At 63.3% G+C, this 16,172-nt stretch carries 21 protein-coding genes; 15 read left to right on the forward strand and 6 right to left on the reverse strand.

The genetic code is table 11. The features are described from left to right. Positions 1-21: 21 nt before the first annotated feature. From AC3ANQ_RS07565 to AC3ANQ_RS07585, 5 genes are all read left to right on the forward strand, one after another. Complete coding sequence (locus tag AC3ANQ_RS07565) at positions 22-285, forward strand: hypothetical protein (protein ID WP_488304518.1); 264 nt, start codon at positions 22-24, stop codon at positions 283-285. Continuing rightward, positions 282-647, forward strand: coding sequence for a hypothetical protein (locus AC3ANQ_RS07570; protein WP_488304519.1), 366 nt, complete (start codon positions 282-284; stop codon positions 645-647). The genes AC3ANQ_RS07565 and AC3ANQ_RS07570 overlap by 4 nt, the downstream gene beginning before the upstream one ends. 340 nt (positions 648-987) lie before the next feature. Then, positions 988-2,811 carry a hypothetical protein gene (locus AC3ANQ_RS07575; protein WP_488304520.1) on the forward strand — a complete coding sequence of 608 codons (1,824 nt, stop codon included), beginning with the start codon at positions 988-990 and terminating at the stop codon, positions 2,809-2,811. Between the two features lie 490 nt (positions 2,812-3,301). Beyond that, the gene (locus AC3ANQ_RS07580; protein ID WP_488304521.1) at positions 3,302-3,556 is read left to right on the forward strand and encodes a hypothetical protein; all 255 of its coding nucleotides are present in this window, start codon (positions 3,302-3,304) and stop codon (positions 3,554-3,556) included. Between the two features lie 38 nt (positions 3,557-3,594). Then, the gene (locus tag AC3ANQ_RS07585) at positions 3,595-4,485 is read left to right on the forward strand and encodes an ATP-grasp domain-containing protein (RefSeq protein WP_488304522.1); all 891 of its coding nucleotides are present in this window, start codon (positions 3,595-3,597) and stop codon (positions 4,483-4,485) included. A gap of 17 nt (positions 4,486-4,502) precedes the next feature. On the opposite strand, the gene AC3ANQ_RS07590 is transcribed toward AC3ANQ_RS07585, so the two are convergent. Both AC3ANQ_RS07590 and AC3ANQ_RS07595 read right to left on the reverse strand, forming a co-directional pair. Continuing rightward, positions 4,503-4,853, reverse strand: a complete 351-nt coding sequence (locus tag AC3ANQ_RS07590) for a hypothetical protein (RefSeq protein ID WP_488304523.1) — start codon at positions 4,851-4,853, stop codon at positions 4,503-4,505. Then, entirely contained in the window at positions 4,853-5,038 is a 186-nt protein-coding gene (locus tag AC3ANQ_RS07595) for a hypothetical protein (RefSeq protein WP_488304524.1), read from the reverse strand. Before AC3ANQ_RS07595 ends, AC3ANQ_RS07590 begins: the two co-directional genes overlap by 1 nt. Before the next feature lie 98 nt (positions 5,039-5,136). On the opposite strand from AC3ANQ_RS07595, the gene AC3ANQ_RS07600 reads away from it, so the two are divergent. The 9 genes from AC3ANQ_RS07600 (at position 5,137) to AC3ANQ_RS07640 (ending at position 12,555) form a co-directional block, all read left to right on the forward strand. Beyond that, positions 5,137-6,021, forward strand: coding sequence for a hypothetical protein (locus AC3ANQ_RS07600; protein WP_488304525.1), 885 nt, complete (start codon positions 5,137-5,139; stop codon positions 6,019-6,021). Positions 6,022-6,108: 87 nt separating this feature from the next. Beyond that, on the forward strand, positions 6,109-6,840 hold the full coding sequence (locus AC3ANQ_RS07605) for a PspA/IM30 family protein (RefSeq protein ID WP_488304526.1): 732 nt from the start codon (positions 6,109-6,111) through the stop codon (positions 6,838-6,840). 84 nt (positions 6,841-6,924) lie between these two features. Then, positions 6,925-7,821, forward strand: a complete 897-nt coding sequence (locus AC3ANQ_RS07610; protein ID WP_488304527.1) for a hypothetical protein — start codon at positions 6,925-6,927, stop codon at positions 7,819-7,821. A gap of 9 nt (positions 7,822-7,830) precedes the next feature. Further along, entirely contained in the window at positions 7,831-8,814 is a 984-nt protein-coding gene (locus AC3ANQ_RS07615) for an endonuclease/exonuclease/phosphatase family protein (RefSeq protein ID WP_488304528.1), read from the forward strand. A 52-nt stretch (positions 8,815-8,866) separates the two neighbouring features. Beyond that, complete coding sequence (locus tag AC3ANQ_RS07620; protein ID WP_488304529.1) at positions 8,867-9,562, forward strand: hypothetical protein; 696 nt, start codon at positions 8,867-8,869, stop codon at positions 9,560-9,562. 15 nt (positions 9,563-9,577) lie between these two features. Further along, positions 9,578-10,309, forward strand: a complete 732-nt coding sequence (locus AC3ANQ_RS07625; RefSeq protein WP_488304530.1) for a hypothetical protein — start codon at positions 9,578-9,580, stop codon at positions 10,307-10,309. A gap of 96 nt (positions 10,310-10,405) precedes the next feature. Next, positions 10,406-11,041, forward strand: a complete 636-nt coding sequence (locus AC3ANQ_RS07630; RefSeq protein ID WP_488304531.1) for an exonuclease domain-containing protein — start codon at positions 10,406-10,408, stop codon at positions 11,039-11,041. 381 nt (positions 11,042-11,422) lie between these two features. Continuing rightward, entirely contained in the window at positions 11,423-11,881 is a 459-nt protein-coding gene (locus AC3ANQ_RS07635) for a DUF2510 domain-containing protein (protein ID WP_488304532.1), read from the forward strand. 41 nt (positions 11,882-11,922) lie between these two features. Beyond that, positions 11,923-12,555 (forward strand): hypothetical protein, encoded by a 633-nt coding sequence (locus AC3ANQ_RS07640; RefSeq protein ID WP_488304533.1) that lies wholly within the window; start codon positions 11,923-11,925, stop codon positions 12,553-12,555. Between the two features lie 437 nt (positions 12,556-12,992). Here AC3ANQ_RS07640 and AC3ANQ_RS07645 read toward each other — a convergent pair whose 3' ends face one another. The 3 genes from AC3ANQ_RS07645 to AC3ANQ_RS07655 form a co-directional block, all read right to left on the reverse strand. After that, positions 12,993-13,661 carry a GNAT family N-acetyltransferase gene (locus tag AC3ANQ_RS07645; RefSeq protein ID WP_488304534.1) on the reverse strand — a complete coding sequence of 223 codons (669 nt, stop codon included), beginning with the start codon at positions 13,659-13,661 and terminating at the stop codon, positions 12,993-12,995. A 408-nt stretch (positions 13,662-14,069) separates the two neighbouring features. Beyond that, the gene (locus tag AC3ANQ_RS07650) at positions 14,070-14,213 is read right to left on the reverse strand and encodes a hypothetical protein (protein ID WP_488304535.1); all 144 of its coding nucleotides are present in this window, start codon (positions 14,211-14,213) and stop codon (positions 14,070-14,072) included. Between the two features lie 158 nt (positions 14,214-14,371). Next, on the reverse strand, positions 14,372-15,115 hold the full coding sequence (locus AC3ANQ_RS07655; RefSeq protein ID WP_488304536.1) for a hypothetical protein: 744 nt from the start codon (positions 15,113-15,115) through the stop codon (positions 14,372-14,374). Between the two features lie 274 nt (positions 15,116-15,389). Between AC3ANQ_RS07655 and AC3ANQ_RS07660 the strand changes: the two genes are divergently transcribed. Then, positions 15,390-15,833: a hypothetical protein gene (locus AC3ANQ_RS07660; RefSeq protein WP_488304537.1), complete on the forward strand. Its 444-nt coding sequence runs from the start codon at positions 15,390-15,392 to the stop codon at positions 15,831-15,833. 149 nt (positions 15,834-15,982) lie between these two features. Here the strand turns inward: AC3ANQ_RS07660 and AC3ANQ_RS07665 are convergent, their stop codons facing one another. After that, the gene (locus AC3ANQ_RS07665) at positions 15,983-16,114 is read right to left on the reverse strand and encodes a hypothetical protein (protein ID WP_488304538.1); all 132 of its coding nucleotides are present in this window, start codon (positions 16,112-16,114) and stop codon (positions 15,983-15,985) included. Positions 16,115-16,172: the final 58 nt, after the last annotated feature.

Consider the following 16,172-nt stretch of genomic DNA (forward strand, 5'->3'; position numbering starts at 1 on the left):
GGCGCCGCACACATGTCTGGCATGACGAGAAAACGTGAAGACCTGGACATGACCAGCATTGTCGACAGGGCATTCAAAGCCATGCTTGAAGCGACGGCGCTGCCCGGAACCATGGGTGTTCTGACGCCGGCCCAAATGGAAGCGATGAAACGGTCCATGATCGGCCCCATCCATTACGCGATCCCGGTCATCATCGAGATGCTGGAAGAGAAGCCGGTCGAAACCGACGAGGAGATCCTCGCCGCGTTCACCGTCCCGGACTCCCTCGACGGGCTCTTGCCGTGAGCCGGAACCTCCTCAGCGAGGCCACCGCCGTATCAGAGGACGGCTACTCGATCACCGTCAAAGGCTGGTCCGAGGACCAGGCACTCGGGGAGCCATGCGTGGCGAACCGTGGTGCAGCCGACCTGATCGTCACCGCCCCGGACGGCACCACATTCTCCTTCCGGCTGCCGGGCGAACAAGCCGCACTGATTGTCCACCCCCTGGTAGCCGGGGCCGTCCTGACCGAATCCCAAGCTGACATCGCCCGCCGCTACCTGCGCGACCACTCGGCAATGATGTACCCGGAGCAACTGGCGAGCCTGCGCCGGATGGCCGGATATCCAGACGACGAACCGTCCCCGGAGGAACTCGCGCGCGGCTAAGCTGCCTCGTTGGCCGGTGATGAGCCATCGCTCCGCCGCCTACGCATGCTCCCTTATGTACGGCCATCCGCCTAGAAGCGGGCAGAGAAAAAGCCGGATCCGACATGATTGGCCTCAGTCGGGTCCGGCTTTTTCGTGCATGTCAAAGTCAGGGCAGCCCCAACCAGAGGAATCAGACTATTTCCAGCAAGTTGTCGCAGGTATATCCTCGACGAATGGGCGCAGAGGTTATCGCGTTAGCTTTCGCATGGGTTGCCACGATCAAGGATCTGACCTGATTTCACGCCATCCCTGTGAGTCGAACTGAACATTCCGTCAGGAACGAAGAGCGGAGGACACCGTGACCAGTGGAACCAGTGGGGATGGTGAGGTTGTACAGGTCGATCTCGACGGTGACGGTCAGTTCGAGCAACTGCAGGGGTACGAAGACGAGACTGGCACTGTGTTCACTGACGTCAGCAAGAACGGGGTGACGATCTGGTCGAGTCAAGGCCCGATTGATAATTGGAACCGAGTGCGCGAAGACCTGTTCCTTGCCGTTGACATCGATCACGACGGTAAGCAAGAGATCGTGATCGCGAACAATACGGACGGTTGGACCGGGATATTGAAGTGGTCGAACAATGCATTGCATTGCCTGTGGGCCTCCGCTTCGCCGCTGAACGGTCCCGGCGGAGATTGGAATCGGCGGGGCAGCGACGCCTTCGGAACTACTGTGTGGCAGGGTGGTCCGGCAGTGTCGATCGCTCACTATGAAGATGAATGGTATGGAACCCTCGCCTGGCTTGGCGACAGAGTTGGACCAGTAGCAATATGGCAGGGCGGCCTTCAATTGCGAAAGTTTACGTTTCTTTATGATTTGATCGAGGTCACCGGGACGGTGGAAGAATTTATCCCGGCAGGCAACAATGTGACGGGAATGAGTCTGACAGCGGATGCGGGGTTTCTCTTAATACCAAATACGGTTTCCAGCAGGAGAGGACTGCATTGTGAAACGTATCCGGACGCTATCTCGGTTCCCGATAACAAGGGCGAAAACCAGATCAATCACATGCTGCCGTTCGAGCCGTGGCCGAACAGGGCCTACTATTCCCAAGCCGGTGGAGCTCCACTGTATGTAAATGACGGCGGCGTCAGGCGACTACTCAATACGAAAGAGCGCATCCGGGTGCGCGGACGGCTCATAATTGAGAACGGGCACCCGAACCCACCGTATGCACCAGCCGGTATCGGTCAGGTGTTTGTTGAGCTGCATCCGTTCGACTGGGAAGGCATCCAGCTTGATCCGGTACCGACCGGTTCGGACAGCACCCGTTCTCACACGCTTTTGGTCATCGCTCCACTGTATGAAGCCGTGGAACTCACGAACCGTAAAAACGGCCAGTTCCCTGACCAGATAGATCACCTTGTGTTCCTGAACGGGGACCCGATGCCGTACCACAACACGGTGGACGCTACGGTGACCTTTGATGCACCCGAGGCGCCCGGGGTGCGAGCTCAGGTGGCCTTCACGGAGACCGTGCTGGTGAACAGAACTGGGAAATCCATTGACGGGCTTCGGACGATCACCGCGACCCCCACGGGAATCGTCGTTGAGTCTCATGTCGACGCCCCAACGAACCTGCAAGTCGGTCCGTTTGCTATTGCCAGCCCAGACGAACTTGTCGGGGATGGTCCGGCCGGCGTGCTTCTCGTCAGGTATGACGTGTTTTGGCACACACCAGAGAAGGATGCCAAAGACAACAAAGATGGTAAGGACGATCCGGACAATACCAAGTCCATAAAAGACGACATGGACGCTAAACAAGCCGCAGACAAACCCGACAAGGACAACAAAGAGGATAAAGACTCTAAGGACGACGGTGACAAGCCTGATAAAGACAACAAGGACAACCAGGACAAGCCCGGGGATGTCTATAACTACGCGGGGGGCGATCGAGGGGAGGCTGAGCGGGGCTCTGGCCTGTCGAACGAGCCGGTCCGTCATTTCATCACTGCTGAGCTCCGGCCATTGATTTCCGTTTCCGCGCTGCGCGCCGAACCCGATATGGCGGGCAAAGAAGCCGCCGAGCTAACCCGTGAACTCGCGCCGCCCGGTGTTGATGCCATCGGGAATGAGGGCCGCGGGTTATCCCGCGCCAGGGCCAACGAAGACGGCGCATAGCGTGTGGCTGGTTGTTTGCCAAGACGGCGACGGAGAAGCCTGGTGGATCGCCGATCAGCTTCTGGCTCGAGGCATGGCGCCCGTCGAACTCCTGACCGCATCGATACTCGTTCACGATGCGACATGGGAACATCGCGTGGGGTTACGGTCGACGAGGACAGTCGTGCGTCTCGAGGATGGGCGTGTGATCGACTCGGCTGATACTAGCGGCGTCGTGAATCGACTGGTGTGGCTCGGTGCGGAAGGTTTTCGCGGGGCGTCAACGACCGACCGCGAGTATGCGTCAGCAGAGCTAAACGCCCTCGCTCGAAGCTGGCTCGAGGGATTCGGCCACAGGGCTATGAACCGGCCTTCGCCCACGGGTATGGCGGGAGGGTGGCGACCCGATTTCGAGTGGCGCTGGCTGGCCTCGGCAGTGGGCTTGCCCTCGGCCGCCTACTCGACCCGGGACCAGCGCCCGCGCCAAGTTTCAGACGCCACGACTCAAGACATGAGTCACTCTCTCCTGGTCGTTGACGGCACGGCTCTCGGGGATTGCGACATCCCCGTCTATGTGCAGACCGGATGTGAGCGTCTCGCGGGCAAGGCTAAGCTCGCGCTTTTCGAAGCCCGGTTTTGCGATCAGGATGGCGATTCGTGGCAGTTGCTAGACGTCAATGTGATGCCGAGCATTCGGGCTGCGGGCGAGATAGGGATGGATGCATTGGAGAAGGCACTGCTAAGGCGCGGGAAAGCAGCGAAATGATCCTGCTTTGTGGTATACCGAGTGAAGCGCCGCTCTCGATGGTTGCAGCCGAGCTTGAGTCCCTCAACGTGACGGTCATCACGTTCAACCAACGGGTCTTCGAGAACACAGCGCTCGAGTTCGACCTTGTGGCGGGCATTATTGCGGGAAGTATGCGTCTCGGAGCGCAAAGCTACCGTCTCGATGAGATCGCCGGCGTGTACACCCGGCTCATGGACGACCGCTACCTGCCGGAGCTCGCCAATCATCCGGCCGACTCTCCACTCCGTGTGGTTTGCCGTGAGCTGCACGACACGCTAAATCGCTGGTCGGAGATGACACCAGCCCGGGTCGTAAACCGTCCGGGCGCGATGTCATCCAACTCGTCCAAGCCGTATCAGGCGCAGGTCATTCGTTCTTGTGGTATGCACGTTCCGGAGACGCTGGTAACGAATTCGCCAGACCTAGCCCGCGACTTTCTATCCTTGCACGGCCGGATTGTATTCAAGTCCACTAGCAGTGTCCGTTCAATCGTCCAGGAACTCGACGAGGCCCACCTTAGCCGCCTCGATGACATCAGATGGTGCCCTGTCCAATTTCAGGCCTACGTTGATGGCGTGGATATTCGGGTCCACGTGGTCGGTGAGGAGGTATACGCAACCAGGATCACTTCCGCCGCTACCGACTACCGCTACGCCGGTTCCAACGGTGGCGTTCCGGCGCGACTGGAGCCTGCGTTTCTGTCCGACGAGCTCGAAGAGCGCTGCGTCGCCCTGTCGCGCGGGCTGTCTCTCCCCTTTACTGGCATTGACCTCAGGGTCTCGCCAGACGGTGACGTGTTCTGCCTTGAAGTCAATCCCTGTCCGGGATTCTCATACTTCGAGCGTCACACAGGTCAGCCAATCGCAAACGCCGTAGCGCGGCACCTGGCGGCAAAAACTGTCGCATAAAGTACCGTTCCTCGGTTTTAGAGGAGGCGCAGGAAGTTATGGGGGTCGATGTTGCGCAGGTCCACGCCGCCGATTCCGGACACGCCGAAGAGGCGTCCGCCTGCGAAGAGGATCGCCAGCTCGTCGGAGTAGATGACGGTCAGCCGGTACCAGGTCATGGCGGCGCCGCCGATACCGCCGAACGGACCGGCTGTGGAACCGTACAGCTGACGGACCGAGTGCAGGCCGGTGAGCTTGCTTCGGTCGAATCCGATTGTGAGGTTCTCGGACTTCATGATCTCGGGATCCAGGGCGGCGGTGACCTTGGCCTCCACCTCGTCGGTGAGCAGGGCGGCTATCGCCTCCGCGACCTGGTCGTCGCAAAGCATCAGGCGGCCCTGAGCTGGCTGGACTTGACGACAATGGGGTACTCGGCCAGTTCGTCGCCGATGTGCGTGACCCGCAGTTGCCCCTTGTTTTCGGCCGGTTCGGCGGTGACGGTGGCACCGACGAAGAGCCCGTCCTCTTTGTCGAGGTAGTCGGCCTCGACGACGGTGTAGCTGCTTGCTGCCATGGGGTTTCTCCTTGGTTCTGTTGGCTGGTCCCTATGTGTGCGGCGGCGCCCGGGGCACTCACCTGCATTTCTGCGCCTGGCGCCGCACACTGAAGGGCATGGCATTCGCAAACCCGTTCAAGAGCCCCGCCCGCACCACTCGACAGGGGCGCGTCGAAGCCGGTGTGGCCGCCGGCGGCCAGTTCAAGGCTGTACTGCGCTCCGACGACGTCGTGGCGCTGCAGGTGCGTGACCAGGAATATCGTCGCCTCCCCGAGACGCTGCGGATGTCCCGCTTCCAAAACCCCCGGCTGGTGCCAAGCCTGGAACGGTGCGTCCGTGCCGTGGCCGGCCGTGTTGCGACCCCGGAGGAAGGATTCGCGAAGTTCAGCGCCCTGACGCCCCGGCTGGCCCCGGACGAGGCAGCCCAATACTTCAACGAGGCAGGCCGGCTGAGCGTGCAGGGCCTCGACCCGACCGCCGTGCTGGAAGACGCCGCCGCCGAAGACACCCGGCGTCAACCCGGTGGGGACCACTACGGCTTCACCTTGCCCAGGGTCGAGGAGGACGGCACCGGAGGGTTCAGCGGAGAGAATTTCGATCCGAGCCGCAGCCCGGAACAGATGTGCAAAGACCTCCGCAGCGAACTCGACGCCGCCGCGGTCGCGAACTTCCTGCCCGAAGGTGTCACCTACTCAATCCGCTCCTACGTCACCACCGCCAACGGTGCCCCAGAGCGGGCCCTGCAGGTGGCCATCCACGGGGTCGCCGACGCGGACCGTGCAGACTTCAACGCCAGCGGCCCGGACGGGCGGCTGTTGGAACGGCCCGAGGCGGTCGACCTGCGCAACCGGGTCCAGTACCTCGTCAGCTCCTTCAACAGGGTCGTCGTGGACGGACAGACCCGCCGGCCCGCGTTCTACGCCGAGGCGTACATTGAATCCGACTCCCAGGCGCTCTATCGGGAACAGGCGGCCGCCCGGCAAGCCCCTGTCCGGATGTAGCGGCTCCCACAACAGGTGCTTCCGGTGCGGTCCCCGCGCGATGCCGCACACATAGGCTGCGAAGACTCCGACTACTGAAAGACTTTCGTGAAGCAAACCATTTTCGGCCGCGTCGCCCAGCTCGCCAAGGCCAACATCAACGCGCTCCTGGACTCCGCCGAGGACCCCCAGAAGATGCTGGACCAGATGATCCGGGACTACTCGGACAACATCCACGAAGCCGAAACGGCGGTCGCCCAGACCATCGGCAACCTGCGCCTGGCCCAGGAAGACCACAGCCACTCCGTCAGCGAAGCATCCGACTGGGGCAACAAAGCCCTCGCAGCATCCCGCAAGGCCGACGAATACAGGACCGTCGGGAACACCGCCGACGCCGATAAGTTCGACAACCTCGCCAAGGTCGCGATCGGACGCCAGATGAGCGCCGAGTCCACCGCCAAAGCCCAGGAACCGAACCTGGCCGCTCAGACTCAGGTCGTCGAGCAGCTCAAGCACGGCCTGGACCAGATGAAAGCCAAGCTCGGGGAACTGACGGCCAAGCGCAACGAGCTCGTCAACCGCGCCCGCGTCGCCTCCGCCCAGTCCCAGGTGAACAGCGCGCTCAAGTCCCTGGACGTCGCCGACCCGACCTCGACGCTGGGCCGGTTCGAGGAACGCATCCGCCGCGACGAGGTCACCGTCCGCGGGCAGCAGGAGCTTGCGGCATCCTCGCTGGAGGCCCAGTTTGCGTCCCTGGACGACCTCGGTGAGCAGAGCGAAGTGGAAGCGCGCCTTGCCGCGCTCAAGTCCGGCGGCAGCCTGAAAGCCATCGAATACTAACCCCGCGAGACCAATGAACGGCCCCGGCACCCGAGGGTTCCGGGGCCTTCGCGCATCTGCGTAGTTGGCCGCACACAGACGGGCATGAGCACATCAATACTTCGCCCCCGCCAGGACGCCGGAACCCCCGCCGGCGGCGAGTTCAAGGCCTATGCCCACAGCGACCAGGGACTCCCCACGCTCGGTGGCCGCCACGTTGCCGCTGAGAGCGCCCGGTTCGTTCCGGAGTCTTTGCGTATGGCCCACATCCCCGACTCCACCCAGCTCCGTGATTTGGAATGGGAGGTCGCGCAGGCCAACGACGATGAGACCACCGGTGACTGGCGGGCCGACAGGTTCGCTGAGCTCGTCCCCAACCTGCATTTCGAAGAGGCGTGGAACTACTACAACAAGGCACGGCAAGAGCACTACGAGGGCGGGGACTGGCAGGCCATCGTTGCCGAAGCTGCCGCCGCCGACGCCGAACTCCACCCGGGAGGGACGCTCAACGACGGCTACGTCCCGCCGACTGCGGAGCGCAAGCAAGGCTACGGGCAGGGCACCCTGACCACCGGGTCCAAGTACACCGGCTACCGGAACGCCTCCGAGATCTGCAAAGACATCCGTGCGGACCTGAAAGCGGTGACGGAGGCCAACTACCTTCCGGCCGGCTTGAGCTACTCGGTCACCAACGAGAAGTACTCCGGCGGGCAGTCCATCACTGTCCGCATCCAGGGCGTGCCCGACACCGACCGCCTCCACCCGACCGAGGTGGACCGGTGGGGCCAGCCCAAGAACCGTGCAGAAGCCGATGAGCTTCAGGCCAGAGTCGCGGCCATCACGGACGCATACAACCGCAGCGACATCGACTCAATGTCCGATTACTTCAGCACCTCCTACTACAGCCGCACCGCGCTTGAAACGGACTACGACCGGCAATGGCGCGAGAAGGAAGCTGCCAGGCGCAAAGCCAACGCGGCCGCCCGTGCGGCCGGAAAATAGGGGGCGACGATGACCACGAGTACCCCCTCAATTCCCGCCGAGCACCTCCTGCGAGTCACCACGCTGAACCTCAACCACGACCCGGCCGAGCGGGAGCGCCGCACCGGGCTCGCCTGCGATGAGCTCAGCGCCCTGGCCCCGGAGGTCCTCTGCCTGAAGGAAGTCACCTTCGAACAGGACGGAACCTCGGCCCAGCTTCGAGCCGTCACGGCCGAAACCGGGCTCACTGTTGTCAGCGCCGCGGCCCAGGCGGTCTCCAAACACGGAACCCTCACCGGCAACGCCGTGCTCTCCATCCTGCGCAGGATCGAAGCAGGACCGATCGACCTGGGAACTCCGGAGGCAGTCCTGGCCCGGGCCGACTATGCCGTCCTGCAGGCCGGCACCGGCCAGACCCTCATCGTCGTTTCCGCGCACCTGTGCTGGGGCGGGGATAAAGAAGGTGTCCGGCTCGCCCAGATGACCGCAATCGATGGCAGGATCCGGGCTCTGATGGACAGGTATAAGGACCGCCACCCGGTCGCCATCCTTGCAGGTGACTTCAACTCCGCACCGGGCAGTGACACCCACCGCTACCTGGCCGGCCTCAGCGCCGGGGCCAACGGCGGGTACACCTACTGGACCGAAGCATTCGCTGTCGCCGGCAACCCGGAAGAGGCCGTTACCGTCGCCGCCGACAACTACTGGGCGCAGGCCACCGCCCGCGGAGTCGGAATCGAATTCCCCGAACTGCTCCCGGACCGCCGTATCGACTTCGTCTACACCTACGGCTGGGCGTACGGTAAGCCGGGCTGCCCGGTATCCATGCGACGCTCCTTCACGGACACGACCCGATACAGCTTCCCGGCGTCGGACCACTATGGCTTGACCGTGGATCTCTGGACCCCGCCGGTTCCGGGCGCCGACGTCAGAGCCGCAACCGGCCACGAAAGCGTCGCACCCACCGGCCAGCTGGCTATCGTCCAGGGGGCCGGGGAGCCCGTTCTCGTCTGATCCTGCGGGCGGCTGGGGGAGGGAAACCCCGACCGCCCCACACATGAGGCCTGTGACTACAACAACTGCTGCAAAACCGTACGAGCTCTACGTCAGGGTGCCGGTGTTTGAAGCCGCCGGTATCCTCTCATCCCCCGCATTCGCCACGTTCATCGACAACGGACTCAGCGAAGAGGACCGTGAAGCCGTGGCATCACCAAAGACTCGGGCATCACTCGCTCTGCTCGCCCTGCTCGAGCGTCTGATCCTTGGAGGAATCCTGGTGGTAGGCACAGCCTCGGTCTTCATCATCGGCCGGGATGTGCGCATGGGCCTTGCCGGAATCGGCATCTGCTTTCTTCTCCTCGGAGCCGGTCTGCGAACTGAACTTCATCTGAGGAAGGAGCAGAAACGCATCACGACGCTGACCACACTTCTCGCCGCCAACGGCGTCCTTGGGACAACCGGCTCCGCCATCATGGAGGACATCGGGCGGATCCACACTGTCCTGGTGGCCATGCACGAGCGCGGCGACACCACCCTCGACGATCAAGCGCGCGCCGCCGTCAACAAGGTCCTCCGCCAATACGCCAAAGAACCCACCATCAAACAGTCCAACATCGCAGCCTCGGAAGCTACCGACGAGGCCACGATAGCAATCCGCACCGCCGTCGCCGCGCAGAACGCCCAATTGGCTGCCGATGTCGCCGACGCCGAAATCGCCGTCGCCGGACTCGAGGCTGCGTTCGCTGGAACCCGCCACGAATAAGGAACACTGGTAGCCGTGACGCAACAAAAGCCGCTGCCGCCGAGCGCCTCCCGGCCCTACCGGGTCCACCTTGAAGTGCTCGCGTTTACGGGGTCGTTCTGGACCCCGCGGGCGACAATTCAGCGCTGGGCCGATCTGGCCCTGACCGCGGAACAGGCCGAGACCCTGACCCGGGAAGCTGACATGGAGGAGGTCGTCAAGAACCTCGACTTCCCGATGTACCTCGTCCTTGCCGGGTGGGCTGTAGCTACTGGAGCGCTGACCGTGATGGGCTTCATTCCCGCTGTCGGTTTCGCCGCCCCGGCCGCCGCCTGGGCGGTCGGAACCGGGGTGCTCGCGCTCATCCTGGGCCGTCGCTGGCGGTTCCTGGGCTTGGTCCGACGTCGGATCCAGCACACCCTGGACGCGGCCGTCGCTGCAGGCTCGGTGCACCGAGTCAACCTTCAGGACACGAACTGGTCCAGGCTGCACCGCATCGACACCGCTTTGACAACCCTGCAAGCCCACGCCGGGTCAGCCTTCGACGACCAGGCCCGCGCGGCAGTGGCCGCAGTGCTCACACCCCTTCCTGATATGGCCTCGGCACGGGAACCCGACACTGCACCAAAAGGCACCTCGCCCCGGGCGCGGTACCGGGCCGCCATGCACGGGATATTCAGAGAGCTGTTGCAGTCTCCGAAGGCCCCGGCGCCCGTGGATCCCCTCGCCGCACTCGAAGCCGAAGCTGACCGGTACCGTGACGGGTGACATTCCGCACAGCCGCCGCACACATAGCTGTCAACGGGACCCCGGGGTGACTGAGAACCCCCGGGGAACCGCCCCCAACTTCCAGGAGCACCCGCCGTGTCCGCACCCCTGACCGCAGAACCCATCGAGGGCCTCGACTTCGTTTCCATCGACTTCGAAACCGCCAACGCCAAACGCGCCTCCGTCTGCCAGATCGGCATCGTGAAGGTCCGCGACGGCATTCCGGGGCAAATCCACACCCACTACGTCCTGCCGCCACCCGGCTTCCAAAACTTCGCCGAACGGAACATCCAGATCCACGGCATCACCCGGGGCACCCTGAACAACGCCCGGAAAAAACTCACCTGGGAGGCTGCCCTAGCCCGGCTCATCGCCTTCACCGGCGACCTGCCGCTGGTCGCCCACAACGTCTCCGTGGAACGCTCGATCATCGTCCAGGCCACCGAGGCGATCGGCGGTGAGGTGCCCGAATTCGACTACCTCTGCACCATGGGTCTGGCCAAGCTCCACTACCCGGATGCCGAGTCGTACAGGCTGGACCGGCTCGCCGGCCAGTTCGGTCTGCCCGCTTTCCAGCACCACGACGCCGGTCATGACGCCGCCGCGGCGGCGCACCTGGTCCTGCACGTCGCCCGCGACAAGAGGCTGAACGGTATTGCGGATCTATGGCCGCCGGTAAAGAAGCGCACCTACTCGCGCCCGTTCAACCCCGCCTGGAAGAAAGCCTCGTGAGCGTGACCGTTTTCAACAAGCTGGTCCGCGACAACATCCCGAGGATCATCGCTGAGGACGGGCACACCCCGGTCACCCGCGTCCTGGATCAGGACGAGTACCGTCAGTCTCTACTGGACAAGCTGGCCGAGGAGACCGAGGAGCTGCGCACCGCGCCGGAAGAGGAACGGATCGGGGAACTCGCCGACCTGCAGGAAGTCCTAGCGCCCTGGCTAGGTCATACGGCTGCACCCCGGCGGAGGTCGCCATCGCTGCGGACCGGAAACGACGTGAGCGCGGAGGGTTCGACGGCAGGATCTATCTGGAATACACGACACCCGCCACCTGAGCCCGCAGAACCGGCGCCGGACCGGTATCTTGAGCTTGACAAGAGGGGCACTATTGAAACTCCAACCGCTCGCGTGGATCGCCTTCATTTGCACGGCTATCTTCCTTGCCGCCGGGACGATACCCGTCACCGCCAAGTTCGAGGCAACAAGCGTTCCGGACCTTTGCGGTTCGCCCTTCAACGACCTGGGCCAATCGTTCCGGTCTTGCCAAGGCAGCCATGTCGGAGCCATCATCATCATGGTCCTGACCGCAGCGGTTGGGGTCATCGCCCTCGGCCTGATTGTCGCCAGGCGCGGCAATCCGACAGTTCTCAGCACGGGCCACTCTGAGGTTCCCGTAGAAGCGTCTCCATCACGACCGCCAGCGGGCCAACAAGTTGCTCCTCAATCGGCCGCACAGACGTCGACCCAGCCCCCTGCCGGTTGGTACATCGACCCCAAAGACCCCACCCTTATGCGCTGGTGGACCGGGGAAGCATTCTCCGAAATCGCGAAGCCCCGCGACACCTGATAGTGGGGATCCGCGGGGTTCCTGCCGCACACATGTGGGACATGTCTGCTGACTCGGAAAACACCGTCGACATCAAGGTCGCCACCCCGCTACCCTCCAACGTGGTCTTGACGCTCGGAGCGCTCATCGACGCCGCCTGGCCGGGATCCGAACTCGTCCTGAACGAAGACCGGCTCAGCAACCAGGTCATCTACCGGGTGAATAACTTCACCCGCAGGCCGGTCTCTGACGAGGACGCCGCCGCGCTCCATGTCGAACCTGGGCCAGACGATATTGACGTCACCGGACTCGGGTCGGATGGGGTGTCCATGCTGACCCCTCTGGAAGTGGCAGCGAACCTGGTGCCGGTGATCAAGACAGCGTTCGAGAAGTTCCCCGACGCGGAAAACTACCTCGAGATGCCCATCCGCGACCCCTCCGACGGACACCGGTACTTGCTGACGTTCTGCCGGTCCAAGAACCAGACCCCGCACGAGCTGCGCCAGAAAGCCGAGCGGGAGCTCGCCGAAGCCAGGGAACGCATCCATCGCGATTACGCCGCCGCAGCCTGGGGTGTACGCTCGAGCCCGCGCCCGATGAACGCACCGGACACCTACACTGCCGGCGTGAACGCCGTCCTGGATGTCATCCGGAACCTCGGTTTCCCGTTTGCCGCGGGGGATACCAACATCTGACGGGCGCTCACCCAGCACGAGAAACGCCAACCCTACCTCGAAGCTATTGACCAAGCCCACACCGACTGCGCCAAGCTCCGGCCGGGCGCCTAAACGGCCGGGTGCCGCTGGTCAGCCATATAAACCTGTGATTCTCGGCGAGGACTACGACGACCCCATCCCGCGCCACGACGACGTCGCGTCAAAGGCGCGAAGATGTAAACCGGCCTGTGGGATAGAAAGGGGAGGCGATGATAGAGCAAGGTGGTGAAGACTTTGGCAGTCCTGCTCCCGCAGTCACTCGGGAGGACCAACCAACCGATACCAGGCGGTTGCAACGGTGCTCATCATCAACGTGAAAAGACGGCCGCAGCACTAAGCGCAGGTCTGTGATTACCGAAATCGTCGAGGAGCAGTAGCGACTGCCCGAGATGGCAAGGGCTTGAGACCGACTCTTATCAACCGCGCCCCTGAGCCTGCACGCCGAGAACCGCGGCGGCCGCTTTGTGCCCGTCAAGCTCGAGCTCCCACTCTGGGCGATGAAATCGCTCCTTAGCGAGGCGGAACCGCACCTCCCGCTCGATGACGCCGAGCGAGTTCTCCAGGCGCCCCTCACCGTTGGGCTCGTAACCGAGGTTTCTGCTCACGCCGATAGACGGGGCATTCCATTCGAAGGTGCTCGTCATGGCCACCTCCGCTCCGAGGAAGTCGAAGCACCACAAGAGCACCGCCGCCCGCATCTCTTTGCCCAGCCCGCGGCCCTGTACGCTGCGCCGGAGCCACGAGCCCGTGGTCACGGTCTTGAGTACGGCAAAGTTCCTTGCAGCCACATCCTGTGAACCGAGGAATTCCCCCGCCGGGGACCAGACCCCGAACATGATGACCCACGACTCGGGACGTGACTTGATGCGGTTCTCCCAGATCCAACGCGCCGTATTCGAGCCCATGTCGGGCGATTCCGCCCAGGCTGTCGGGAAGGGGATGTCGCCGCCGGCACTCTCGTAGATGCCCGAGGCAGCTGCATCGACGTAGCGAGGGATGTCCTCGTCGCGCAGCGGCCGCAGGACAAGCCGCGGAGTCCTCAGGCGGAGGCCGAACACAGGCCAGATAGTCTCAAGGAGTGCCATTGCGTCACGTTAACCCACCCGGGGCGCCGATCACCTGCCGCTTGGGTGTGTCGCGCCCATGCAACGAACCCCATTCCACATCGAAAGCCATTATGAAGTCGAGGTTGACCTGAGCCGGACGTTCGCGCCGTCTGAGTCTTTTGCCGTGATGCTCATCTACCCGGGGCGGCGACGTGCACGAGGCGGAGGGCTTCTGGCGGCACCGTCGGACCTGAGGCCTTCATGCCTTCGATGATGCGCTGGAGTCGTTCCGGGCTGGGGTTGGATGTCCGGTTGATACCGCGGTTCCGTTGGCGAGCTTGTCCGAGTGGCTTTGGTGATCAGTTCATCAATAGTGGCGAACAGCCTCCCTCGCGTTGGCTTCTTTGTTCGTCCTCACGATGACCGTAAGGTCCGCGGCGTCGGCTGTTATTCCCCGCTGGAGGCATTGGTGGCGTCGCACGTGTCGATCATTGTCAGGTGGTAGAACTCGCGTAGCGCCGCGTCGGCCTGGTTGAAGGTGTTCCTGTCGATGCGTACCTGGTTGCTTGCCCTCTTTGCGCTGGAAAGCACGCGGAACTTGTCCTCGCCTTGCGGGCGGACGTAGTTGACAAGCCAAGGAGAGGCCGGCACCGTTGGGTGCCGGCCTCTCCTTCCTTTAACCCCGCACATCTACTCATTTATTCGTTACTCAAATGAGTGACTTTTAAGCCGTTTGGCCGTCGAAGGGACTAGTTTGCCCTCGACCGGACAGCCACGGGGTGCCTCACTGGCAGGTCCACGACGCCGCCGGGTGCTTCTGTCGTCATTCGGTTATGCGACTGACGTTCCCCAATTGGCGGGCGCTCCCGAGCCCCGCCAGTTGCGCCGGGGAGCATGCCCTTGTCCAAAGGTCCTTTGGACTCTCGCATGATGTCTCCGGCTTCGCAGTCGGACTTCGTGTGCTCCTGGTCGTAAAGGCACGCGTGCCGGTAGGCAACCTTGCAGGTGGCTCCGGCGAAGATCCCACCGCGCGGCCCAGCGACTTTAGTCCCGCCTATAGCCGCGAGTGGACACACGATGTCGCCGCGGTCATCGCACCTAACCTTGGCCTTGGTGGCCTTCTCCGAACAGCTCTCACGAGCGGGAGTTGCAGGAACTGGTCTTTCGGCAGGTTTCGCGGTCTTTGGCGCTGCGGCGACGGGGTTGGCTGCCGTTGTGCTGGGCTTGTCCGCCGTTCCGGTCCCAGGGTCGGAGCCTCCGTCGGTGTGCGATCCGGTCCCCGGGTCTATCGCACCCGCCGGCGCGCCGCCGTTGTCGAGGCCGAAGCAGTCCATTTCGACCGTGACACCGTCGGGTGTATTGAGTGTGTTGCTGATGCAAACGGTCTGTGCGTCGTTCGCGTAGGCGGAGACGGGCGCTATTAACGCGCCTCCTGCGGTGACGAAGGCCATAATGCCCACGGTGATCCCGGCACGTACCACGCTGAATTTCATTCCGACTCCCTCATTGGATTCCCCGCCGCAGCGGCTGACGCATTAACCGTAGAAAGTGTGCCAGCCGATGACCCCTGCGCTTGCACGGGTTTTGTATCCGTGCCAGTACGGTCCTTGCCCGGCGCGGGGCCGGGCTTGGCAGAGATTCCGTGCCAGCACGCAGAGGCCAGCGGGTCAACACTGAAGACCGCTCAGTTCGGTGCATCTAGCGTAGAAGCGCCGGAAGACCGGGATGGGCTTAGCCCGACCCCCAATCAAGTTGAAAGGAAAGCAGATGAAGACTATCCACCGCAATCGCATGCCAATCTCGGCAGCTGTTTCAGCAATAGGAACCCTTAGCGCCGCGCTATTGCTGACCGCCTGCGGGCCGAGCCACCCGACGATCGCACCCGATCCTGCCCCGAGCAGCGTCATCCACACCCCGACCACAGGAGGCACTGGTATCGGCACAGTTCCAGGGCTGAACCCGTCCAGCCCTGCGAAATACAGCGGCAAGGACGCCCCTCCTGCCACATCGACCACCGGGCCACATCCCGTGATTGTTCCACCGCAGCGGACTGCGCCACCACGCCCTACGAGCGCGCCCGCCACCAGCCCTGCCAGCGTTGATCCGCTCGGTCCGAACCAATGCGCCCTCGGTCAATACGCCTGGTGCCCGAACTATCTGGCGCCGGGCGGTGCGGGCTGGACTCAAGAGCAGCTGAACCGGTCCTGGTGAAGGTCGCCACTAGAGCGCTGCCCCATCTCTGGTCCAGGCTGGGAATTCTTCAGAAACCGTGCCCGCCCTGACCTGGCTGGTGGTTGTGGGTGGATCAACGGTCGGCTCGGCAAGTGTCTCTCTCCGGCGCCGTGTTCGCTGCCTGGCGATTAGGACGATACGTTTGCATGCTCGGCCGATGCCGAGGTGACCGAAGGGGACTCTCCGTCGTTGTCGGTCAGTGCGCCCGGCGGAAGACGGACGCACTTGGCGACAACGACGCCGACGACGTGTGGGCTCATGGACCCAGCGTGAGCTCACACCCTAATCCCGGGCCAGCCCCTCTGACTTGGCCCCATA

This window comes from Arthrobacter sp. DMZ02-1R (assembly GCF_057747935.1).